The sequence below is a fragment of the Photobacterium sp. DNB23_23_1 genome (genome assembly GCF_052873815.1).
Window position 1 is genome coordinate 1 of record NZ_JBNNXT010000023.1, and the last position, 24,970, is coordinate 24,970.

At 48.4% G+C, this 24,970-nt stretch carries 17 protein-coding genes; 11 read left to right on the plus strand and 6 right to left on the minus strand.

Going from position 1 to position 24,970, the window contains the following annotated elements:
• Positions 1-130: 130 nt before the first annotated feature.
• Together serC and gyrA are read right to left on the minus strand one after the other, a co-directional pair.
• Complete coding sequence (gene serC / locus ACVA53_RS14905) at positions 131-1,213, minus strand: 3-phosphoserine/phosphohydroxythreonine transaminase (protein WP_446505492.1); 1,083 nt, start codon at positions 1,211-1,213, stop codon at positions 131-133.
• 195 nt (positions 1,214-1,408) lie between these two features.
• Positions 1,409-4,042: a DNA topoisomerase (ATP-hydrolyzing) subunit A gene (gene gyrA / locus ACVA53_RS14910; protein WP_446505493.1), complete on the minus strand. Its 2,634-nt coding sequence runs from the start codon at positions 4,040-4,042 to the stop codon at positions 1,409-1,411.
• Positions 4,043-4,526: 484 nt separating this feature from the next.
• Here gyrA and ACVA53_RS14915 point away from each other — a divergent pair, with 484 nt between their 5' ends.
• The 6 genes from ACVA53_RS14915 to yfaE all read left to right on the plus strand — a co-directional run bounded on the left by ACVA53_RS14915 (position 4,527) and on the right by yfaE (position 10,707).
• Positions 4,527-4,673, plus strand: coding sequence for a hypothetical protein (locus ACVA53_RS14915; protein ID WP_446505494.1), 147 nt, complete (start codon positions 4,527-4,529; stop codon positions 4,671-4,673).
• Positions 4,674-4,977: 304 nt separating this feature from the next.
• Positions 4,978-5,685: a bifunctional 2-polyprenyl-6-hydroxyphenol methylase/3-demethylubiquinol 3-O-methyltransferase UbiG gene (gene ubiG / locus ACVA53_RS14920; protein WP_255041344.1), complete on the plus strand. Its 708-nt coding sequence runs from the start codon at positions 4,978-4,980 to the stop codon at positions 5,683-5,685.
• A 204-nt stretch (positions 5,686-5,889) separates the two neighbouring features.
• Positions 5,890-6,552 (plus strand): HAD family hydrolase, encoded by a 663-nt coding sequence (locus tag ACVA53_RS14925; protein ID WP_446505495.1) that lies wholly within the window; start codon positions 5,890-5,892, stop codon positions 6,550-6,552.
• A gap of 421 nt (positions 6,553-6,973) precedes the next feature.
• Entirely contained in the window at positions 6,974-9,241 is a 2,268-nt protein-coding gene (nrdA, locus tag ACVA53_RS14930; protein WP_446505496.1) for a class 1a ribonucleoside-diphosphate reductase subunit alpha, read from the plus strand.
• A gap of 48 nt (positions 9,242-9,289) precedes the next feature.
• Positions 9,290-10,423, plus strand: a complete 1,134-nt coding sequence (nrdB, locus tag ACVA53_RS14935; RefSeq protein WP_446505497.1) for a class Ia ribonucleoside-diphosphate reductase subunit beta — start codon at positions 9,290-9,292, stop codon at positions 10,421-10,423.
• Positions 10,420-10,707, plus strand: a complete 288-nt coding sequence (gene yfaE, locus ACVA53_RS14940) for a class I ribonucleotide reductase maintenance protein YfaE (protein WP_255041339.1) — start codon at positions 10,420-10,422, stop codon at positions 10,705-10,707. Before nrdB ends, yfaE begins: the two co-directional genes overlap by 4 nt.
• Before the next feature lie 77 nt (positions 10,708-10,784).
• Here the strand turns inward: yfaE and ACVA53_RS14945 are convergent, their stop codons facing one another.
• Positions 10,785-12,002: a CinA family nicotinamide mononucleotide deamidase-related protein gene (locus ACVA53_RS14945; protein WP_255041337.1), complete on the minus strand. Its 1,218-nt coding sequence runs from the start codon at positions 12,000-12,002 to the stop codon at positions 10,785-10,787.
• 470 nt (positions 12,003-12,472) lie between these two features.
• Between ACVA53_RS14945 and ACVA53_RS14950 the strand changes: the two genes are divergently transcribed.
• The 3 genes from ACVA53_RS14950 (at position 12,473) to ACVA53_RS14960 (ending at position 17,019) form a co-directional block, all read left to right on the plus strand.
• The gene (locus tag ACVA53_RS14950; protein ID WP_446505498.1) at positions 12,473-13,693 is read left to right on the plus strand and encodes an aromatic amino acid transport family protein; all 1,221 of its coding nucleotides are present in this window, start codon (positions 12,473-12,475) and stop codon (positions 13,691-13,693) included.
• Positions 13,694-13,940: 247 nt separating this feature from the next.
• Entirely contained in the window at positions 13,941-14,858 is a 918-nt protein-coding gene (locus ACVA53_RS14955; protein WP_446505499.1) for a DUF3943 domain-containing protein, read from the plus strand.
• 184 nt (positions 14,859-15,042) lie between these two features.
• Positions 15,043-17,019 carry a putative bifunctional diguanylate cyclase/phosphodiesterase gene (locus ACVA53_RS14960; protein ID WP_255041333.1) on the plus strand — a complete coding sequence of 659 codons (1,977 nt, stop codon included), beginning with the start codon at positions 15,043-15,045 and terminating at the stop codon, positions 17,017-17,019.
• Positions 17,020-17,356: 337 nt separating this feature from the next.
• Here ACVA53_RS14960 and ACVA53_RS14965 read toward each other — a convergent pair whose 3' ends face one another.
• Both ACVA53_RS14965 and cysB read right to left on the minus strand, forming a co-directional pair.
• Positions 17,357-18,544, minus strand: coding sequence for a methyltransferase (locus ACVA53_RS14965; RefSeq protein WP_446505500.1), 1,188 nt, complete (start codon positions 18,542-18,544; stop codon positions 17,357-17,359).
• 130 nt (positions 18,545-18,674) lie between these two features.
• A complete protein-coding gene (gene cysB, locus ACVA53_RS14970; RefSeq protein WP_446505501.1) occupies positions 18,675-19,649 on the minus strand; it encodes an HTH-type transcriptional regulator CysB in 975 nt (324 codons plus the stop codon).
• 306 nt (positions 19,650-19,955) lie between these two features.
• Here cysB and ACVA53_RS14975 point away from each other — a divergent pair, with 306 nt between their 5' ends.
• The gene (locus ACVA53_RS14975) at positions 19,956-20,717 is read left to right on the plus strand and encodes a DNA repair protein (protein ID WP_446505502.1); all 762 of its coding nucleotides are present in this window, start codon (positions 19,956-19,958) and stop codon (positions 20,715-20,717) included.
• 150 nt (positions 20,718-20,867) lie between these two features.
• Positions 20,868-21,656, plus strand: coding sequence for a tRNA isopentenyl-2-thiomethyl-A-37 hydroxylase MiaE (miaE, locus tag ACVA53_RS14980; protein ID WP_446505503.1), 789 nt, complete (start codon positions 20,868-20,870; stop codon positions 21,654-21,656).
• A gap of 71 nt (positions 21,657-21,727) precedes the next feature.
• Here the strand turns inward: miaE and topA are convergent, their stop codons facing one another.
• Positions 21,728-24,373, minus strand: a complete 2,646-nt coding sequence (topA, locus tag ACVA53_RS14985; protein ID WP_255041323.1) for a type I DNA topoisomerase — start codon at positions 24,371-24,373, stop codon at positions 21,728-21,730.
• Positions 24,374-24,970 lie beyond the last annotated feature (597 nt).

The window sequence follows — 24,970 nt, forward strand, 5'->3', positions numbered from 1 at the left end:
CCAACTAGAAATCAACTAGTTGGGATTATCGCCTAACTGCAGGATCGTTCAAGTTAGCTTAAACGATCGGCATTACTTCATCAAAGCGGCTTTTTCGTTTTAATTAGCGGCGGTGATCATTCCCTGCCGCTTAGGCATTTTCGTGCTCGAATTTTTTCATAAAATCGACCAGTGCTTGCACGCCTTCAAGCGGCATCGCATTATAAATAGATGCACGCATACCACCAACAGCGCGGTGACCTTTGAGCGCTTTCAAGCCTGCTGCATCAGCTTGCTCTAGGAACAACCCATCTAGCTCAGGTTTTTTAAGCTGGAAAGGGACATTCATCAAAGAGCGGTTGTCGGCATGAACCTCATTGCGGTAGAAGTCGGATTGGTCAATGTAGTCATACAGCACATTGGCTTTGGCGACATTACGTTGCTCCATCACCTTCACACCACCAAGCTCCTTCAGCCATTTGAAGACTTCGCCAGCAAGATACCAAGCGAACGTTGGCGGGGTATTGAACATCGACTCTTTGTCTACCTGCACGCTGTAATCAAGAATACTCGGTAGAATAGACTGGGCCTTGCCCAGCAAGTCGTCACGAACAATGACAATAGTCAGGCCGGCAGGGCCGATATTTTTCTGGGCACCGGCGTAAATCACACCGTACTTCGATACGTCAATCGGGCGCGAGAGGATAGTTGATGACAGATCCGCCACAATCGGCTTATCCGTCACTGGCAAATCACGGATTTCCAGCCCATCAATGGTTTCATTCGGGCAGAAATGGACAAATGCCGCATCATCAGACAAAGGCCACTCTGCCGCAGGCAGAATCGCTTTTTTACCATCGCGATCACAAGTGATATCCACCACATTCGGTTGACAGTACTTCGCGGCTTCCTGGGCGGCGCTGTGAGCCCAATAGCCCCCATCCATATAATCGGCACTGTCAGCAACTCCCAACAAATTCATCGGTACTGCGGCAAATTGGGCACGCGCACCACCGTGGCAGAACAGAACATGGTAGTTATCAGGAATGGAAAGCAGGTCACGTAAGTCTTGTTCGGACTGTTTGGCCACAGCAATGAATTCTTTGCCTCGGTGGCTGACTTCCATCACCGACGTACCTAATCCATTCCAATTGATCAGTTCTTGTTGGGCCTTTTTCAATACGTCTGCCGGGACCATCGCTGGACCGGCACAAAAGTTATAAACGTTGTCCATGGTGAAAGACTTGCTCCTGCTGGAAAAACATAGGGTTGTGGTCATGTATGTGACCCATGTCTTTTTTTACACCTTTATGACGATGCTGAAAAGGGGCTATCGGAAAATACTGATACTTTGTCTTCGCTATTATGTTTAGACATAAAAAAACGCAGCCTAAAGGCTGCGCTTTTATCAGATTAACTAACTAGCTAGTTATTCTTGTTCAGAAGAGTCGTCTGCAGGAGTGTCCGCAGCTGGCGTTTCACCCTCTGCCGGAGCTTCTCCTTCGACCAGTTCCGCGTCTTCGATAAACTCGTCTTCTTCCGGCTCATCGATACGCTGCAGGCCAACAACCAGCTCGCCTTCAGCGGTACGGATCAAGGTAACACCCTGGGTATTACGACCGACACGGCTCACTTCTGCCACACGAGTACGAACCAGCGTACCACCGTTGGTGATCATCATGAACTCATCGCCGTCTTCAACCTGAACAGCACCGACTACGCTACCATTACGGTCTGAAACCTTGATCGACACAACACCTTGAGTCGCACGGCTCTTCGCTGGGTATTCCTCAAGCTCTGTACGCTTACCGTAACCATTTTCGGTTACTGTTAGCACATCGCCATCGTTATGAGGAACGATCAAAGAGACAACCTTATCGCTATCAGCCAACTTGATACCACGAACACCGGCAGCCGTTCGGCCCATGCCACGTACCTGCTCTTCCGAGAAGCGAACCACTTTACCCGCTTTCGAGAACAACATGATGTCATCGCTACCTTTGGTGATATCAACACCAATCAGCGAGTCACCGTCACGTAGGTTCACCGCAATGATACCCGCGCTACGAGGACGGCTGAAGTCAGTCAGCGGCGTCTTCTTAACGGTACCGTCTGCGGTAGCCATAAAGACAAACTTGTCTTGCTCGTATTCTTTCACCGGAAGGATCGCAGTAATACGCTCACCTTCTTCCAGCGGAAGGATGTTCACAATTGGCTTACCACGGGCGGTACGGCTAGCCAGTGGCAACTGGTACACTTTCAGCCAGTACATACGGCCACGGCTTGAGAAACACAGGATAGTATCGTGGGTATTGGCCACCAGCAGACGCTCGATGAAGTCTTCATCCTTCATGCGCGTTGCAGCCTTACCTTTACCACCACGACGCTGTGCTTCGTAATCGCTCAGAACCTGGTATTTCACGTAACCTTCGTGAGAAAGAGTCACAACAACATCTTCTTGGTTGATCAGATCTTCCAAGTCGATATCGTGGCTAGCTGCTGTGATTTCAGTACGACGGACATCGTTGAACTGCTCTTTCACCGCTTCTAGCTCTTCGCGGATCACTTCCATCAGGCGTTCAGAGCTACCAAGGATATGCAGCAGCTCTGCAATTTCTTCAAGAAGTGTCTTGTATTCGCCAAGGATCTTCTCGTGCTCTAGACCGGTCAACTTGTGTAGACGAAGGTCAAGAATTGCTTGTGCTTGCTGATCAGTCAGGTAGTACAGACCATCACGGATACCGTACTGCTCTTCCAACCATTCTGGACGAGCTGCATCGGTTCCTGCGCGCTCAAGCATTGCAGCAACATTACCAAGTTCCCAACCACGCGCAACCAGGCCGGCTTTCGCTTCGGCTGGTGTTGTCGCGTTTTTGATCAGTTCGATAATCTCATCGATGTTGGCCAGTGCCAGTGCCAAACCTTCAAGAAGGTGAGCACGTTCACGGGCTTTGCGTAGCTCATAGATAGTACGGCGAGTCACCACTTCACGGCGGTGGTTAACGAAGCACTTCAACATGTCTTTGAGGTTGAATGTCTTCGGCTGGCCGTTGTCCAGTGCCACCATGTTGATACCGAATGTGGTTTGCAGCTGAGTTTGCGCGTAGAGGTTATTTAGAACCACTTCGCCCACAGCATCACGCCGACATTCGATAACAATGCGCATACCGTCTTTGTCAGACTCGTCACGCAGGGCACTGATACCTTCAATCTTTTTGTCTTTAACCAACTCGGCGATTTTTTCGATCAGACGAGCTTTGTTAACCTGGTAAGGGATCTCGGTGACAATAATGGTTTCTTTACCATTCTTCTCAACTTCGATATTCGCTTTTGAGCGCAGGTAAATTTTACCACGACCTGTCTTATAGGCGTCGATAATACCTTTACGGCCACTGATCATCGCTGCAGTCGGGAAATCCGGACCTGGGATATACTCCATCAGCTGATCAATGGTGAGACTCTCATCATTGATATAAGCCAAACAGCCATCAATGACCTCACCAAGGTTATGAGGCGGAATATTCGTCGCCATACCAACCGCGATACCCGATGAGCCGTTAACCAGCAAATTCGGGACCCTAGTTGGCAGTACCGCAGGGATCTGCTCGGTACCATCATAGTTAGGAACGTAATCTACCGTCTCTTTGTCAAGATCCGCCAACAATTCATGGGCGATCTTGGACATACGCACTTCGGTATAACGCATTGCAGCGGCAGAGTCACCGTCAATCGAACCGAAGTTACCCTGACCATCTACCAGCATGTAGCGTAGAGAGAAAGGTTGCGCCATACGTACAATCGTGTCGTAAACCGCGCTATCACCGTGCGGGTGATATTTACCGATTACGTCACCGACCACACGGGCAGATTTTTTATATGCTTTATTCCAGTCATTGCCCAGCACGTTCATCGCGAATAAAACGCGACGGTGTACCGGCTTAAGGCCATCACGCACATCAGGAAGAGCACGACCCACGATAACTGACATCGCGTAGTCGAGATACGAGCCTTTCAGCTCCTCTTCAATGTTTACGGGCGTGATCTCTTTTGCAAGATCGCTCATGGAGCCAATATCCCTCAGGTAATTTCTGTCGTATACGTATACCAAACGGCATAGTTAGCGCTAAAACGGGCTGAGAGCCAATTTAAGGCGATATCTATAACGTCTGGTACCATACGTGCAAGGTGCGAGAATATAGCATATTTCAGCCCAGATAGGCACACCTTTCACTATTATGTTGTGAGTAATTTAGCTGATTGAAAAAAAATCGAAAGCACTAATCTAACTATTACCTTTCCGATAGCCTGTTTTTTACTCAAAGCTTGTTTTTTATTACTTTTCTTGGTTTTGATTCTGGCACGCTTATTTTGCAACCAATTGTAAATTATTGACCAAGATCGTAATTACACCAGTTCTTCAAAAACCTGACCAAAAGCTGAACGGAAAACTGATCATTATCAATTTTGTGTCCAAGCAATTAGGTACAATTGAACCCGCAAGAACAAAAACTAAGATTTCAAAAATAACCAGTTAAGCGAGGTCAATTATGTTAGGCAGAGTAATCACAACACTAGGTATGTGTATCATTGGTGGCAAATATCTTCTCATGCTCATTATCGCAGGTATTGCAATGACATCAGGTGGCGTACAGCCTGATATGATGCAGTTAGCCATGCTAGAACCAGCTGAGTAAAACCTATGCAAACACGGATTGTTTATCAGGCTTAGAAGTCGTAATGCAACACAATGCATCATTGCTTTTGAGCCTGAATTGTTTATAAGGGCAGCGAAACACATTTTACTCCTCCTTTTTCAAAACTGTTCGCCTCTCTTATTACTGCATATGGCTAATTCTGTCGCTCTACCTCCTTTCAGAGCGACAGCCACTCCCCTAGACATCATTTTCTTTACATGCCAATAATTTCCCTCTAACACCTGCATCTTCAATAAGCTTGGGTATATAATGCCGCTATCAAAAAGGAATATGGCAAAGATTCATGACCAAGCAGTTGAATGTAGACCCAGCAGAAATTAGCAAATTCGAGGAAATGGCGTCCCGTTGGTGGGATTTGGAAGGTGAATTCAAGCCCTTGCATCAAATCAACCCTCTACGCCTCAACTACGTGATTGATCGTGCCGAAGGGATCTTTGGCAAAAAGATACTCGACGTCGGGTGCGGCGGTGGTATTTTGGCCGAGAGTATGGCCGTTGAAGGCGCTGAAGTGACGGGGTTGGATATGGGTAAGGAGCCGTTGACCGTGGCTCGCCTCCACGCACTGGAAACGGGCACCAAACTTGAGTATGTCCAGCGTACGGCGGAAGAGCATGCCGAGCTTTATCCAGAAACCTACGATGTGGTGACCTGCATGGAAATGCTGGAACACGTACCGGATCCGGCATCAGTCATCGCCTCTTGTGCCAAAATGGTAAAACCTGGCGGCCACGTGTTTTTCTCGACACTCAACCGTAACTTCAAATCATACCTGTTTGCCATTGTCGGCGCCGAACAGCTACTGAAGCTGGTTCCCAAAGGGACCCATGACCACGAGAAATTTATCCGCCCGTCAGAATTATTAGACATGATTGACGCCACACCGTTGCAAGACCGCCATATTACCGGCCTGCACTACAACCCGCTGACCGACCGCTACTGGCTAGGCAACAATGTCGATGTAAACTACATCGTTCATACCACGATGTTGTAGCTTCTTTTCGCTAGGGTGGTTCCACCCTAGCGACTGCGATTTCCCGCACTCTTTATTCATTACGCACTAACCTCAGTGCCCGCCTTACGCCGCTTGGCTATCGACAGAACAGAAATTTATTGCAATAGATCGCACTGATCGCTTTTTCCTCTATCGCCACGTATATACTTATTGAAGCCCCTTTTTCGATACAAGGACATGTACATGGCGATGACAAAAAAAGCGATATTGTTCGATCTGGATGGCACCTTACTCGATACGGCTCCGGACATGGCGGATGCGGCTAACCGAGTACTTGCCGATCACAACCAACCACCGCTGACCCATAAACAAATCCAGGCCAACACCAGCATGGGCGCCAAGGGGTTGCTGACAGCCGGGTTTGGAACCATTCCTGCACACCTTGATATCATGGCGTTAAGAGAAGATTTTTTGCGCTATTACCAAGACAACATTTGTGTCAATACATCCCTCTACCAAGGCGTGGTCGCCCTGTTAGATCAACTGGATGAGAAAGAGATAAATTGGGGGATCATGACCAACAAACCCGGCTTTTTGACCGACATGCTGCTCCCCTTTTTTCCCGAACTGCTCCGCGCCAAAACGGTTGTCTGTGGTGATACTCTTGCTGTCGCCAAACCTCACCCCGAACCATTACTCCATGCCAGCAAGCAAATGGGCGTGGATCATCGCGACTGCATTTACATTGGTGATATTGAAAAAGACATGATTGCCGCCAAAGCAGCCAACATGGCAGGCTATGTTGCGGGTTGGGGATATATTGGCGATGAGCACACGCCCTCAGACTGGCACGCGCTTGGTGTACTGACCCACCCAAGTGAGATATTAACGGTCGTCAGCAGCTAGAACGACGAGGTCAAACCACTAACAACGTGCCACTAACTAACCAATAAATAACCAAAAGATATGAACCTTGTCAGTACGTATAATGCCTGCAAGAAATCAAGAATTTTTTTTTTGCAGGCGCTTTTTTTGACCTCAAAAAATTTTGATTTTTCTTATGATATTGTCACAACTGCGCAAATCAGTTAGTAGGTACTAACTTAAATTTATGAATCCCCATGTTATCCACAGCCGGTTAAAAATTACCGCCTTGCATTAGCCCGCTCCCACCACTATCTTGTAACACCATAAGCTCAACACCCCAATATATAGTGTTTTAACAGGCAATCAGAAATCCAACAAAGATCACAATCTTTGCTAGCCTTATTGCTAAAAGATACAAAAAAACACTGCTATTGATGGAAATCCGGGAAAACGACCAAAAATGAATCAACAGCTCACTGTTACCAAGCGTGATGGACGCACAGAAAATATCGACCTCGACAAAATCCACCGAGTCATTACTTGGGCCGCCGAAGGCTTAGAGAATGTCTCGGTTTCGCAGGTCGAACTCAAATCTCATATTCAGTTTTATGAAGGGATCAAGACTGAAGACATTCACGAGACCATCATTAAAGCTGCAGCTGATCTGATCTCTGAAGAAACACCAGATTACCAATATCTGTCTGCTCGCCTAGCTATCTTCCACCTACGTAAGAAAGCCTATGGCCAATTCGAGCCACCAAAGCTGTTTGACCATGTAACGAACCTTGTCAGTAAAGGTAAGTACGACAAGCATTTGCTTGAAGACTACAGCCGCGAAGAATTTGATTTGATGGAAGACTACATCGATCACTGGCGTGATATGAACTTCTCTTACGCTGCCGTGAAGCAGCTGGAAGGTAAGTATCTGGTTCAGAACCGTGTTAGCGGTGAAATTTTCGAAAGCGCCCAGTTCCTATACATGATGATCGCCGCTTGCCTGTTCGGCAAATACCCGCGCGAAACCCGTATGGGCTATATCAAGCGCTTCTACGATGCTGTGTCTCAATTCAAGATTTCACTGCCGACACCAATTATGTCAGGTGTGCGTACACCAACTCGCCAGTTCAGCTCATGTGTACTGATTGAGTGTGATGACAGCCTAGATTCAATCAATGCCACAGCAAGTGCGATTGTCCGTTACGTATCCCAGCGTGCCGGTATCGGTATCAACGCTGGCCGTATCCGTGCGCTAGGTTCAGAAATCCGTGGCGGTGAAGCTTTCCACACAGGCTGTATCCCATTCTACAAATACTTCCAAACAGCCGTTAAGTGTTGCTCGCAAGGTGGTGTTCGTGGTGGTGCTGCCACCTTGTTCTACCCAATGTGGCATGGTGAAGTAGAGTCACTGCTGGTACTTAAGAACAACCGCGGCGTTGAAGAAAACCGTGTTCGCCACATGGACTACGGCGTACAGCTCAACAAATTAATGTACACCCGCCTGATCAAAGGCGAAAACATCAGCTTGTTCTCACCGTCTGATGTACCAGGGCTGTACGACGCATTCTTTGCCGATCAAGTCGAATTCGAGCGCCTGTACGTGAAATACGAACAGGACAAAAGCATCAAACGTAAGACAATTAAAGCCATCGAGCTATTCTCGCTACTGATGCAAGAACGTGCATCAACTGGCCGTATCTACATTCAAAACGTCGACCACTGTAATACCCACAGCCCGTTCGACCCAAGTGTAGCGCCAATCCGCCAGTCTAACCTGTGTCTGGAAATCGCACTGCCAACCAAACCACTGAACAACGTGGAAGACGAAAACGGTGAGATCGCCCTGTGTACGCTATCAGCGTTCAACCTTGGCGCCATTGATACACTGGACGATCTGGAAGAACTGGCTGACCTAACGGTACGTGCTCTCGATGCGCTTCTGGATTACCAAGACTATCCATTACCAGCGGCTTATCGTTCAACCATGAACCGCCGTACTCTGGGTGTGGGTGTGATTAACTTCGCTTACTACTTAGCGAAGCACGGCGTACGCTACTCTGACGGCAGCGCAAACAACCTGACACACGAAGCGTTCGAAGCGATTCAGTACTACTTGCTCAAAGCCTCTGTTGGTTTGGCAAAAGAGCAAGGTGCTTGCCCGCTATTCAACGAAACCACTTACGCACAGGGCATTCTACCTATCGATACTTACAAGAAAGACATCGATAAAGTGTGCACCACCGAGCTACGTTACGACTGGGAAGCGCTGCGTGAAGAAATCAAGACCCACGGTCTGCGCAACTCAACCTTGTCAGCCCTGATGCCATCAGAAACCTCATCGCAGATTTCAAACGCGACCAACGGTATTGAGCCACCTCGTGGTTTTGTCTCTGTTAAAGCGTCGAAAGACGGTATTTTGAAGCAGGTTGTACCGGAGTACAGCAAATACAAAGACAACTACGAGCTGCTTTGGAACATTGGCAACAACGACGGTTACCTACAACTCGTTGGTATTATGCAGAAATTCATCGATCAGGCGATTTCAGCAAACACCAATTACGACCCGAGCCGACAGCAAGGCGGGAAAGTGCCGATGAAACTGTTGCTAAAAGATCTGCTAACAGCGTATAAACTCGGTGTGAAAACCTTGTACTACCACAACACCCGTGACGGCGCATCTGATAGCCAGGGCGATGTAGGCGCAGACGACTGCACAAGCTGCAAGATTTAATGACTTTAAACGGTGGGAGCTTCGGCTCCTATCGATGTTGAGGATAAGATGGCATATAGCACTTTCTGTCAAACAAATAACGACCAACTTAAAGAGCCAATGTTCTTTGGCCAGCCTGTCAACGTTGCGCGTTATGACCAACAAAAATTTGAGATTTTCGAAAAGCTGATTGAAAAACAACTTTCTTTCTTCTGGCGACCAGAAGAAGTGGATGTCTCTGGCGACCGTATTGATTACAACAACCTGCCAGATCACGAACGCCACATTTTCATCAGCAACCTTAAGTACCAGACGCTGCTTGATTCAATCCAAGGCCGTAGCCCTAACGTTGCCCTGCTTCCGATCGTATCGATCCCTGAGCTGGAAACTTGGATTGAGACGTGGTCGTTTTCCGAAACGATCCACTCCCGCTCGTACACCCACATTATCCGTAATATCACCAATGATCCTGCTGTTGTGTTTGATGATATCGTCGGTAACGAACAGATCATCAAACGTGCTGGTGACATCTCCAAGTACTACGATGATCTGATCGCTGCGACCAACGATTACCACCGACTAGGTGAAGGCGCTCACACTATCAACGGCAGCACTATTACGGTGAACCTGCGTAACATCAAGAAAAAGCTCTATCTGTGCATGATGTCAGTGAACGCACTGGAAGCGATCCGTTTCTACGTCAGCTTCGCTTGTTCATTTGCCTTTGCAGAGCGTGAATTGATGGAAGGCAACGCCAAAATCATCAAGCTGATCGCCCGTGATGAAGCCTTGCACTTAACCGGAACCCAGCACATCCTGAACCTGCTGCGCACCGGACAGGACGATCCTGAAATGGCTGAAATTGCTGAAGAGTGCAAAGAAGAATGCTTTGCGATTTTCCGTGATGCCGCCGAGCAAGAGAAAGAGTGGGCAGAGTACTTGTTCAAGGACGGTTCAATGATCGGCCTGAACAAAGATATCCTGTGCCAATACGTCGAGTACATTACCAACCTACGCATGGCTGCTGTGGGTCTTGAGCATGCCTACCCGGGCGCGACTCAGAATCCAATCCCATGGATCAACTCTTGGTTGTCATCTGACAATGTTCAGGTTGCTCCTCAGGAGGCTGAGATTAGCTCCTACTTAGTCGGCCAAATCGATAACGATGTCAGTGCCGATGACCTGGGTGACTTCGAGCTATGAGTCGAGTCGCCATTTGCGTCAATGGTATCGAGGTTCACGGCAATAGCCGTGAGCCTCTGCTCGACCAACTAGAAAAAGCAGGCTTTCAACCCGAGTACCAATGCCGCAACGGTATGTGTGGCGCTTGTCGCTGCAAGCTAAAATCGGGTGCAGTCGACCAACAAGACGCCATGGCATTTATCGCCCCAAGCGAAATCTTGGCGTGTTGCTCAACCCCTAAAAGTAATGTTGATATCGAGTTTGAATACCAACTCCAGCTGCAAGATCAGCACGTTAGCATCTAATACCAATCTGGATAGATAGTTGATCAAGTATTTATGTAGGTTGGTATTACTCCATATCCATGTCGGAATACCTAATATTAATTCCCCACCTGGGCGATACGCTGAAGCGACTCCGAATGACCAAAGATCGGTTTGTCTTCCAACCAGCGGCGAAGCATATCTAGTCCTAACGTTGCCAGTACATAACGATAATCACGTGAGCTATAACGGCGTTTAGTCGCCACTTGCTGCGCCCATTCCCCTTCGGGTGTCACCAGCGCCACGACCACGTACCCGTCTTGTTCAGCCCCTATTGCCAGCCCAATATCCGCCCGGTTTTTATCCCGCGCGACCTGAGCCATCGACAACGAGGCCTCAATGGGTGCCTTTGCATCACCTTCGATAACACTGTCACTCCCCAGTATCCAAGATTGGGAAATAAACCCAGCTAAGCGTTCGTCATCATAGAGCCAACTGGTCAGGAAGCCACCGGTATACTGCTCAGCAATGGCGATTTTATGCCCTTTTCCTTCAACAAGTTCACCAACAGCCGCGAGCAAAGGCTGATTGTGACCGACCAGGTTGTCCCCAAGTTCACTGGCAATTGCTTCGACCAAAACAGGTGTTTGCTGATGGCCTTGCGGACAAAAGACTTTCACTTCTATAAAAGGGATCTCCGAACGATAGCCGAGCTCGAAGCCGTCCGGCAGACAAATGGATTGCAGTGACTGCCCAATCCCTGACTCCGATAGACCAAACGTATAAAGGCGGATACATTCTTGAGCACTGTCATTGGCATAGCTACTTTCCAAGCGCGGCAATATTTGCTCATGGGTCATTTTCTTGAATTCACTTGGCACACCCGGCGTGAAGAAAATCCAAGCCCGATTAATCTGCATCGCAAACCCACAGGCTGTCCCTACCGGGTTATCCAACACTTCTGCGCCTTCCGGCAGCATCGCTTGTTTAAGATTGGTTTCAGGCATCACACGGCCGAGCTGAGCATATTTTTCTTCCATTGCCACGACCCACTCATCAACCAACTCCAACCCTACGTCGGCAGCTACGGCTGCCGCCTGCGCAGTCAGATCATCGGTTGTCGGCCCTAGACCGCCGTTAACGATCACCACATCGGCAGTTAGGCTACAGTGCTCAATTTCTTTGGCTAACATATCGAGCTGATCGCCGACTGTCGTCCGCCGAGACAGGGGAAACCCCCGCTGAAAGAACAGTGCCGACATCCACGCTGCATTAGTGTCGGTAATGTCTCCGTGAAGGACTTCTTCACCCGTACTTATCATTGCTACTTTCAGCATATCTTTTCCCCATTATGCCGACCTGCGACACCCTTTTTCTATACCAAGTCTCTATCTGCACATTCAAGCATATCTCTATCTATTTCAGCACGTTATTTTTTACTTAATCAATCATCATCAACCAGATATCACTCTATGACATATCAACCCGCAACGAGTGTAAGATTAAGTTTACACCAAAAAACACAAAAGTTGACAGTCAAATGCAATACCTATATTGTTCACAACCAGAAGCAAGCGTTAGCAAACACGTAAAAGCCACCATTTATCACTAAAAAAAATGGATCAAACCATGAATAATCACCAAGCAAGCACTTTCTATCGATAGCCACAGTGGCTACATAAAGTGTAAACAATTACTGACACTTCATTGCCATTGTGGCCCTCTTTAAAAAAGAAAGGGAGTAACCACAGGTGCAAACACCACCTCCCGAGCACCAACACATTGAATACTCGGAGCAATTGACCCCATGTCTATGAACAAGACTTTCGGCAGTATGCTGATCATCGCCGGTACAACCATTGGCGCTGGCATGCTCGCCCTTCCACTGGCCTCTGCCGGACTCGGCTTTACCACGGCGACTTTAATTATGATTGCGAGCTGGTCATTGATGACCTACACCGCATTCTTGATGCTTGAAGTTCACCAGCATGCCGATCACCAAGCGACGCTTAACTCATTGGCCCGTGATTTGCTGGGCAAAAAAGGTCAGTACTTAGCCAATTTTGCAGTGTGTTTTCTGATGTACTCGCTGTGTGCAGCCTACATTGCAGGCGGGGGCGGCCAACTCAATGATAAGTTGACTAACTGGATCGGTTTGGACATCTCAGCACAAACCAGCACGGTACTGTTTACGCTCTGCATTGCCAGTGTCGTCGCCATTGGTACCCACTCGGTAGACATGGTTAACCGGGTGCTGTTTACCCTAAAAACCATTGCCCTGATCGTCATGCTCGGCTTGCTGGCACCAAACGTTGAAGGAGGCTACCTGGTCAACATGCCGGTAGAAAAAGGTCTGATCATTTCAGCCTTGCCAGTCATCTTCACGTCATTTGGCTTCCACGGCAGTATCCCATCCATCGTTCGCTATATCGGGTTGGATATCAAAGCGCTGAAGAAAGTCATGATCATTGGCTCTTCCCTGCCACTCGTGATCTACATTTTCTGGCAATTGACAAGCCAGGGCGTACTCAGTCAGCACGATCTGATGGCAAGCAACAGCCTTGGCTCATTTATTGGCTCGCTGAGTGAATTGCTACATAACCCAATGGTTAGCCAGTCCGTTTCTATTTTTGCTGACTTGGCATTGGCAACCTCATTCTTGGGTGTCAGCCTCGGCCTGTTCGACTTTGTTGCCGATAGCTTCAAACAGCATGATAAGAAGTATGGTCGACTGCAGACAGCGGCGATAACATTCGTTCCACCGCTGGCCTTTGCTTTGTTCTACCCGCAGGGCTTTATCATGGCATTGGGTTTTGCTGCTATTGCTCTGGTTATCCTCGCTATTTTCCTGCCAGTCGCCATGGTAAGTGCACAGCGCAAGCAGTTTGAAAAAAACAGCAGTCAGCAAAACATTGGCTATCAAGTCGCAGGTGGCAAACCCGCGATGCTCGCCGCAACGGGTGCCGGTGTGCTGATCATCACCGCCCAATTTCTGCAAATGGCGGGGGTGATCCCTGCTGTAGGCTAACGAAAACCTGAGCGGCAAGCACGCGAGTCTTGCCGCTCGTCCTACAACCGAATGCACCACTAACACTACAAAAGTTTGAACAATGTTGTTAATACCAACAATCATTCATAAAAATTGCTAATCTTTACAAAAATTTTGCACAAAACTGCCTAGTAATGGTGAATGAATACTAGGAATTTTTTTTCATTTCAGTGATACTTCCCGCACTTTTTTATCCTATCCACCTTGATCTATTGCGGAGCGTATCTTGCGCACTTCACTTCTGTCACCACTTGTTCTGGGGATTGCCGTCAGCACCCCTGCATTCGCATGGAATGAGAATGCCAATGTTGGTTCATACCAACAGTCAACGTTTCTGAACAACTATGCTTCTCAGCCTAGCCAACAGCTTGCTTTCACCAGCGAAGATCAGTATACAGCCATGGATCAAGGCTTTTCGCTGCAACCGGTTAGCACCGAGCCAACCAACAATACGCTACCCAAGCACTTGTCCGTCGCACCGGAAAAAGACTGGGAGTACCTGCTTGAGCAGTCATATACCATTTTGGGGCTAAGTGTGGCAACGGTTGGTCTCATGACATTGCTACCGGAAAGTGTTACCAACTGGGACCCAGAGGATACAAACCTAAAAGGTCTGGGACAAAAATGGTGGGACAATGTTAAAGAAGGCCCTGTTTGGGACAAGGACGATCACTACCTTAACTATATAATGCACCCATACTTCGGTGGTGTTTACTACACCGCAGCCCGACATTCAGGGTTTAACGAATGGGAGTCATTTCTGTACTCTGCGACGATGTCGACATTCTTCTGGGAATACGGTGTAGAAGCCTTCGCTGAAGTGCCGTCGATTCAAGATATTATCGTTACCCCACTGTTTGGTGCCGCTGTCGGGGAATGGATGTTCCAGACAGAAATGGAAATCACCGCCAACCGCGGTAAGGTCATGGGATCGCAAACAATGGGGGATGTCAGCCTGTTCCTGCTCAACCCTGTTGGGCATATCCACTACTGGATAACGGACTGGTGGCATGACGATGCCGATGTTAGCTTCACTTACACACCATGGTTCGGTAATGCCGACGCGGCTAGCTTTGCACTCGATGCAGGTGCCGCCTATGATCCCGTTTTCGTTGGCTTAGAAGTCAAACTAGCTCTGCAATAAAGCCAGTAATAGTAGCAATAAAAGCGCGATTCACCGATCGCGTTTTTTCATAATTTCAAGATATTATACGTTTTATTTCAGTTTTCATGAATAAAGCTCACGATTTTATCCTATATGCGTATTTAAAACGCCGTTTTTGTTATAGCATCTGACAACTATCACAATAGATAACAAAGCCTTGGTGATGAACCAAAATTTTTCTCTCTTTGAGTTCCTGCAGACCCCTGTTTGGATTTTCGATATTCACCAAAAACGTATTCTTTGGGCCAACGCTGCCTCCCTTTCCCTATGGGAAGCGGAAACGACCAGTGAGCTTACCGCTCGTGATCTCAGCCTTGACATGTCAGAGGCTGTCGATGCCATTCTGGACGGCTATCTCAGCCGATTCCATCAAGGTGAAAAAATCAAAACTTGGTGGTACTTCTCCCCCAATGACATGATCAAAAAAGCATTATGTTACTTTTCGGGCATGCCAGGTCCTGACGGCTCGACCGTCATGCTCGTTGAAGTGATCGCTGAAGAAGCAAGCCTGCGCCGTGAGCTGGCTTTCTCTGGCAGCTCTAACCTCGCGTTGCTGTTTGAAGAAGACGGTCACCTGATCAGCGCCAACAACTCTTTTACCCACTCTTTTGGAGAAGATCTTAACGATCTTGCTAGCTTTCTCGGTGATGCCCAATTAGCTGAAAAATGGCTAGCCACCGCCAGATCTGAAGGGGTATTGAAATCCAAGCGGCTATGTTGGACCGGAAAAAGCCACAACTGGCTCAACATCGACGGTAAGTGGCTGTCTGATAAACATCAGCTGTTACTGAGCCTCATCAATATCAGCCAAGAAAAAGAGCAGCTTCACAAAGCCAAATACAATGCCGAGCATGATTTCCTCACCGGGTTGCTAAACCGACGCGGCATCACCAATGCCATTATCGAAAACCAGCACAGCCAGCATCCTTATAGCTTGTTGTTCCTCGATATCGACGGCTTCAAGCTAGTCAATGACACCTATGGCCATGCAATTGGTGATAAGTTGCTGCGCGCTATCGCTATTCGTCTGCAAGAAGAAGTTAAGTTCAAAGGACTTTTAGCACGCTTTGGCGGCGATGAATTCATTGTCCAAGCCGAACACCGAAACATTGATAATTCGGCTCTGTTTGCCAAGCAACTTATCAAAGCCCTAAACCGCCCCTTCCACCTAAAGGAAGTGGGGGAACTGTCGATTGGTTGCAGTATCGGTACATCGGATTACCCAACCGATGCAAAAGATATCGAAACCTTAGTGACCCAAGCTGATATGGCGATGCACCGCGCCAAATTACGCGGCCGCAATCGCAGCCATCACTTTTCACCAGATATGGCCGATGCGCTATATCGAAAAATGACGCTGCGTCATCACCTGACGCTGGCCTTGGAAGCAGAAGCATTCGAGCTTTACTACCAACCGATTGTTGACATGAACTCGAAGTCTCTCAAAGGCTTTGAAGCGCTGATCCGCTGGCATGATGAAGAGCTGGGACAAGTTTCCCCGGGCGAGTTCATCCCACTGGCTGAAGAAACCGGTCAGATCGTACCGCTAGGTAAATGGATCCTAAAAACGGCCTGTAAGCAGCTTGCACTGTGGGAGAAAAAGTACGGCAAGTCGTTCATCATGAGTGTCAACCTGTCGCGTGCCCAGCTGCAGTCAAGCTTGGCACCGACCATCGAGGGGCTTCTGAACCAATATCAGATCCCATCATCACAACTTGCGCTTGAGCTCACCGAGTCCACTATGCTGCAAGAGTACGATGAAGCAAAACAGTGTCTCGATGATCTTGCCTCGTTAGGCCTTGAACTTTACCTAGACGATTTTGGTACCGGTTACTCATCCTTATCACAGCTACAGGACCTGCCTATCAGTACCGTCAAGCTTGATCAAAGCTTTGTTCAGGGTGAACACAAAGGGAGCCAGGCTATTATCGAAGCAACTCAGGCTATCTGTGAGAAACTGGCGCTTAAAGTCGTGGCTGAAGGCGTCGAAACCAAGGCGCAACTGCGGTATTTACAGCAATGCGGTTTCGACTTCTGCCAAGGGTATTATCTCGGCCGGCCGCTGCCCGCCCACGAGCATGAGGAACGTAATTTCTCCCTGCTCAACGAGATCCCGGAACTCAGCCCCGAAATCGTCTAACCGCTCTCTCAGGGATAACTCGCGCTAGAAAACAAAAAAGGCCAGTCACGGCAAATGACTGGCCTTTATATTAAGCCTGAGATGTAACACCAACCTGGATAATACCAATCTGGATAAGTCGTTGATCAAGTATTTGCACTGGAAAAATCGTTGTTATCAAGGCAGAGATTGCAGTAACTAGTGGCTCTAATTACAAAGTCTCTAACGCAGAGAACAGCGATTTTAACCTGCAAGACTGATCAAATATTTATGTAGGTTGGTATAAGTCGTTGATCAAATATTTATCTAGGTTGGTATAAATACACGCTTCTAGATTAACTTCGGTGCTGATTTCACTTTAATCCTTTAACTGCGCATGAATCATAATATTGCGAGGAGTGATCGGCTTATCGCAAAATGTCCCAACGGTGACATCATAGCCGGACTCTTCCATAAAACAGGCCCGGTCATAAACCAGCCACATCTCCAACGGTCGACGGAATAACTGACGCAACAATTCTAGCCGCTCCACCCAATCAAACCGCTGCTCACCGACATGCTGCCAATGGAAAAAATCGATATTGTCCGGTAATGCCAATCCCTTTTGCTTCGCCGCCCATCGGCTGAAAGCCGCAAAACCCTCGTTGAGCAAAGCCTTTTGAACATTAGGCACTGGCAAGTACACATTCTCTCCGGTCACACTGCGCTGCAGGCTGTCAAAACCCAGCCGGAAGCTCACCTCCACAAAACGCAGGTTGCGTACCCGATTACCTGCCGTTACCGTCTCCTGCAAAGGCAAACGGAGATCGTGCTTGCTGAGCCTTAACCCGCTGTGCTTCGCGAGGGTAGACATCGGCTGATACACCTTGTCCCTGATCAGGTGATAGCAGCACGGTGAAACACTCACCGCTTGTCCCTTCCGTTCGGCAACCCGTTGCAACAGCGAGACATGAAGATCACCACATGCATGCAAAGCAACTGCATGCTGCTGCGATAGAATAAATTTACCGCTATCTGGTGAAAACGCATCACCATGGACAAATGTCATCGGTAAAGCCGACTTACGGGCGGCAGTTTCGCCACTTTCACACAACGCCTGCTGCCATTCCAAACTCGTTACCGGCGTCTTGTGGGTTGCCGCTAGCACTCGGCCAAGGAAACCTTTCCCGGCACACCACTCCAGCCATGGTAACGACAATGCCGGCAGCACACCGTTAAAAGCTTGCAGCTGCTGCCACTTACGACCGGGAATACCGGTATCTAAACCACGAGGCGTAATGCGCTTTACCTGCGGCAAAGCGTCTAAGGCTGACAATGCCTGCATCGCTCCGGCCTGCGGAATCCAATGACTCAATGCAGTGGCCAGCTGATCGGGGTTTTCCCGGAGGCTAGCCAATTGCGGTTCATCCAACCCAAGCAACCAATGTGTCAGTGCCGGGTGACGCTGCTCCCATTCCGCCTGTGAAGTGGAGAAGGGCATGAACTGCCACAATTCACGGGTATCCGTCAGTAAGCGATCGAGTTGGGAAAAGCGCGGGGCGTGCATGGTGTACTCTTGAGTTAATCAGAAAAAAATCATCGGTATTGTAAACGCAAATAAAGCAAATGGGCTAATACTTGATTTTGATTGATGTGACAAGAAACAAACAGGCTGCCAAGGGGCAGCCTGAGAAGGGTCATTTAACCGGTAGCGGTATTTTGTCAAACATCGCTTCGATTTCCGCATTGGTTTTGAGCGTTACCGCCTGATCAACCACCTCGCGTGTAAGGTGGGGGGCAAAGCGTTTGATAAAGTCATACATGTAAGTGCGCAAGAACGTTCCCTTCTTGAAACCGATCTTAGTCGTGCTCGCTTCAAAAATATGGCTGGCGTCAATCGCGACCAAATCACTGTCAGTGGCCGGATCCATCGCCATGCTGGCGATCACCCCAACGCCAATGCCCAAGCGCACATAAGTCTTGATCACATCAGCATCGGTTGCCGTAAACACGATTCTTGGGGTGAGACCTGAGCGATTAAAGGCACTATCAAGCTCGGAGCGGCCCGTAAAACCAAACACATAGGTGACTAATGGATAAGCCGCCAAGTCGTGGATAGTGATTTCTGATTTTTGCGCCAAAGGATGATCAGCTTTAACGACTATCGAACGATTCCAATGGTAACAAGGTAGCATGATCATATCTTGATAGAGGTGCAATGCTTCAGTGGCAATGGCAAAGTCAGTCGTCCCCTTGGACACTGCATCAGCAAGCTGATTAGGTGTACCTTGGTGCATATGCAATGTCACTTTAGGATAGCGGGCAGTAAAGCCCTGGATCACTGGAGGGAGTGCATATCTTGCTTGGGTATGGGTCGTTGCAATATTCAGGGTGCCCATTTCAGGATGAGTATGCTCGCCCGCCACCGACTTGATACTTTCAGCTCGTGACAATATATCCCGTGCAATCTTAACGATAGACTCACCGGCTGGTGTTACCTGGGTCAAGTGTTTACCACTTCGCTCGAAAATCTGCACACCAAGCTCATCTTCAAGCAGCCTGACTTGCTTACTGATCCCGGGCTGAGACGTATACAAGCTCTCTGCCGTTGCAGAGACATTCAGGTTGTGATTGACGACCTCGACGATATACCTTAATTGCTGTAGTTTCATGGTTCCGCCTAGTGATAGTCCATTATCATCTTTATCCTGCCTCAGGGTGTTTCCCTAAGCTGTTTTCTGCAGGGCTTTATAACATAATGTTATATAACTTATAGACCTAGTTTCCCAGTCTTAGGTGTCTAATTTCCGACAGTTAAGCGACTTTTACCACAAAATGCCACTTAAGCAGCTCATTGGTAGCATTTTCATACTCCGACACGGCAGGGATGTGATAGAAACCGCTCTCGCGGCTATGACCCATTATCGATATGGTGTATCTTATAGGGCTTCATGTAAGCACGGATGGTCCACTACCCCATGAGCATGCCTCTAATTATTGGCCTGGTAAGCCTGTTGCTGATCTTGATTGTTGGTTACAACATCATTATTCAGTACCGACAAAAACTGGAAAGCGCGAAGCAGCAGGAATTAGCCAAATTCATCGCGATTATTGATGCAACTGAAGAATTGATCAGTAACGCCCATCACCTTCCTTACAGCAAAGAACTGTTGGTTTGTCTCAACAAACGAGTACTGTTCTCATTGGAAACAATGAAGGCAACGGATCCAACAGATAAGTCACTGCCTCAACGTATTAGTAATGTCGCCGAGCAGATCAACCAGCTTCAAGCCAATTATTCGCAAGCTGATGTAGCAAGCTTCAAAGTCCCAAGCACCGACAAGCAAGCGCTCGGCATGCTGCAGCTTGTTAAACGCCTAAAAAACGTTGTCAAAAGCGAGCACAGCAAAGGGCGTATGCCCACTCAGGCCTTTGTAACCGAGAATGCCCGCCTGGAAGGTATCCAGCTCAGAATCAACATTGAGAACGTGATCAAGCGAGCTAATGAGGCCTGTGTCAAAAGGCAATTGGGTACGGCAAAGCAGTTGCTGAAAAAAGGGATTGATGTCTTGGCCAGCAAAAATGATGACTATGCAAACCAGGCCCGTGAAAAACTTCAGAAAATGCTCAAAGACATTGATAGCAGCCAGAATACGACCAATGAACAACAGCGCCAGCAGATGCTAGAAAAAGATCAAGACGAGCTCGATGTGCTGTTCCAGCCGAAGCGGAAATGGTAAGCGCTTATCAGGCCCCTGTATATAGTTCTGTCTCTTCTTCCAAGGTCACCATACGGTGGCCTTTGTTTTTTCTGCCATTACCACTCACTTTACCCACGAGCATTGGTATACTGGGCGAAAATAAACAATAAGACTCAACAAACCTAGCCCATGAATACAACCCAGTACATGATCGATACCTTGCTTGAGCCGATCAAACAGTTCCTGCAATGCGATACGCCTGACGCCTGGATCACCGAAGCCAAAAAACCAGAAAACCTGACTGCGCTGTTGATTGACCATTGTAACTGCGAGCTAAAAGCCAGCCAAACCGCCATGTTTCTGATCCGCAAATATGCCATTGACGCAGAAAGCGGCAAGGCGTTGCTTGCCTGGGCCAAGCCTTATGAAGAGTTCGTCTATGGCATCGAACGGGATGCCCGTAGCTTCCACGGCAAAAAAAACGGCCTTGCTGCCGAACTGACACCCAAAGCCGGTTTTGCCCACGGCGAAGAGCTGATCGACAAGATGGTTCGCCTGATCAAAGAAGAGTTCCATCACTTCGAGCAGGTACTGGAGATCATGGAAAGCCGGGGTATCCCCTACTCCAACCTGCATGCGGGACGTTATGCCAAAGGGCTGATGAAGATTGTTCGTACCCATGAGCCGAGTACCTTAATTGACAAGCTGATCATCGGTGCCTATATCGAAGCACGATCGTGCGAGCGATTTGCCAAGCTTGCCCCTTTCCTCGATGATGAATTGAAGAAGTTCTATATTTCCCTGCTACGCTCCGAAGCCCGCCATTACCAAGATTACCTTAAACTGGCCGAGCAAATCGCCGGTGAAGATATCAGCGAGCGCATCCGTACCATTGGCGCCCGAGAAGCTCTGCTCATCAACACCCCTGATGATACCTTCCGCTTCCACAGTGGTGTGCCGGCTTTCGCTACCGCTTAAGGCGATTGGTATAAGGCGATGGCCTCTAGCCAGAAAAACAAAAAACCGCCTTTCGGCGGTTTTTTTATCTGTTATTCATCAGCCTTTTCTTTCTTCGGCTTTTTACGCTTGTCGGTAATTTCCCACTTACCGTCAATGAACAGCCCCGTCCAGCCTGATGGTTTACCATCAACTTCCGAGCGAATGTAGTTTTCCTTAGTCTTACGGCTAAAGCGAACCACTGTCGGGCGACCATCCGGATCTTCTGTCGGTGCATCAGCCAAATACGTGAACTTCGGCGACAAACGGTCTTTGAAGCGAACCAACTCTTCTACCAACGGCGCACGTGTCTCGCGCGATTTAGGGAAAGTACTTGCCGCCATAAACAGACCGGAAGCACCATCACGCAATACAAAGTAAGCGTCTGGATCCTGTGAACAAGGTAGCTCTGGTAGATGTACCGGATCTTCCTTCGGTGGCGCAATCTCGCCGTTCTTCAGAATCTTGCGGGTGTTTTTACAGGTTTCACTGGTACAGCCCATGTACTTACCAAAGCGACCGTTCTTTAGCTCCATATCAGAGCCACACTTGTCACATTCGATAACCGGACCGTCGTAGCCTTTTAGCTGGAACTCACCTTTCTCAACCACATAGCCATCACAGCTTGGGTTGTTACCGCACACATGCAACTTGCGCTCGGCATCAATCAGGTAGGCATCCATCGCCGTGCTACATTTCGGACAACGCTTCTTGGCACGCAGGGCGGCCGTTTCAACGTCCTCTTCCAACACGTTGATGATACCGTCTTCATCACCCAGGTTGATCGTTGTCTTACAACGTTCCTTAGGCGGTAGTGCATACCCTGAACAGCCAAGGAATACACCAGTCGACGCGGTACGGATCCCCATCGGGCGTTCACAGGTCGGACACTTGATATCGGTCAGTACGATATTGTTCGGCTTCATGCCGCCTTCAGTTTCATCCAGCTCAGCTTTCTCAAGCTCACCAGTGAAGTCGCTGAAAAATTTATCGAGTACTGATTTCCAACTCGCATCACCTTCGGCGATTTTGTCGAGATTACCTTCCATACGGGCAGTAAAGTCGTAATCCATCAAATCGGCAAAACTTTGATCAAGGCGATCGGAAACAATCTCACCCATTTTCTCGGCATAGAAACGGCGTTGGTCAACACGCACATAACCACGATCTTGGATCGTCGAGATGATCGATGCGTAAGTTGAAGGACGGCCAATGCCTCGCTTTTCTAGCTCTTTAACCAATGCCGCTTCAGTAAAGCGTGCCGGTGGCTTGGTGAAGTGCTGTTTCGGCTCCAACGACTCAACCTTGAGCGTATCGCCCACATGAACCATTGGCAGAGTCGTATCTTCATTTTTACCAGACGGACGCTGAACTTGTGTCCAACCCGCAAAGCGCAGGGTACGGCCCTTGGCTTTCAGGGTAAAGTCACCCGCTTCCACTGTAATCGTGGTGGAGTCGTACTTAGCCGGAACCATCTGACAGGACACGAACTGGCGCCAGATCAAATCGTACAACTTGATGGCATCTTGCTCCATACCTTCAAGGTTTTCCGCTTTCACGTCAACACTAGAAGGACGGATCGCTTCGTGCGCTTCCTGAGCATTACCCTTGCTACCGTAGACATTCGGTGATGACGGTAAATAGTTATCGCCGTACTCGCCAGCAATAAACTCACGTGCCGCTTCAACCGCTTCCTTAGACAGGTTGGTCGAGTCGGTACGCATATAGGTAATGTAACCGGCTTCATACAAGCGCTGGGCCAAGCCCATGGTACGTTTAACACCGTAGCCTAGACGGGTACTGGCCGCCTGCTGCAACGTTGAAGTGATGTACGGCGCTGACGGCTTGCTGCTGGTTGGTCGGTCTTCGCGGTCTTTAACCGTAAAGGCAGCCTTCTCCAGCAGCGATTTTGCCGCCATGGTGTCAGCTTCGTTTTCCGGACGGAATGCCTTGCCTGCCTGTTGTGCCACCATCAAACGCAGTGCATCGTTGCCTGCTGTTTGGGTGTTGGCATGCATATCCCAGTATTCTTCAGGGTCGAAGGCTTTGATTTCGCGTTCACGTTCAACAATCAGCTTAACCGCAACCGACTGTACGCGGCCCGCAGAAAGACCACGTGCGACTTTCTTCCACAACAGAGGGGAAACCATAAAGCCGACCACACGATCGAGGAATCGGCGTGCCTGCTGGGCATTCACACCATCCATGTTCAGCTCACCCGGCTGCTCAAAAGCCTGCTGGATAGCATTTTTGGTGATTTCGTTAAAAACCACTCGCTTGTAACGTGCATCATCGCCGCCGATGATCTCACGAAGGTGCCACGCAATAGCTTCTCCTTCGCGGTCCAAATCGGTTGCGAGATAAACAAAGTCAGCATCTTCCGCTAGCTTCTGTAGTTCGTTGACCACTTTTTCCTTACCAGGAAGCACTTCATATTGAGCCTCCCAGTCATTGTATGGGTCCACGCCCATTTTATTGATCAGCGATTTGCGGTCTTTTTCTTTTTTGATGCGCGCTTTTTCTTCGGCGCTCAAGCCCTTGGTTGAAGTAGCCGCCGCTTTCTTACCGGTGCTACGAGCACCAGTCGGCAAATCACGAACGTGACCGACGCTTGACTTAACCACAAAGTCCTTACCCAAGTACTTATTGATCGTCTTCGCCTTGGCTGGGGACTCCACAATAACGAGTGATTTACCCATAATAATTCTATTACGTCCTCGTGCTCACAAAACTTAAAATTAAAACAACTAGTTGCACGCTAAAAAAACTAGAGCTAGCACGGCAACGCTGGTACACCAAACTGATTAAGTAACTATTTAAATCGCGAAATCCAACCGGTTGAGGACAGCTCCGGATAACTAGTTACGTAATGTGATTGGTATTTACATATTGGGCTACAATCGGAGAAGGTCAACTGCTTTTTAACAAAACGAGACCGTTTGGTTGTCCCTTCCCCACTTGTTAACAGATAGTTACACCACTAAATGAATAGGAAAAAAACGTGCCGACAAGTTCGGTTGCCACGCGATATTCCTCTCATTTATGCCGTAAGACTGAAAAACATCTACCACAATGGGCGCTAATCATTACCACCTCAGCACCGGTTTGACTATAAAAAACCACTATTTTTTGCCATCGCTCACAATTTTTCGGCAATTCATAAGGTTAATGCCTAATCTTTATACCCTACAAATTTACCCTTTAAGCGCACAAAAACCATCACGGCCTTTCTTTCAAGATATAGCCAGTCACCGCGAAAAATCAATAACACCACGAAAATGGCATCCGATATAGCC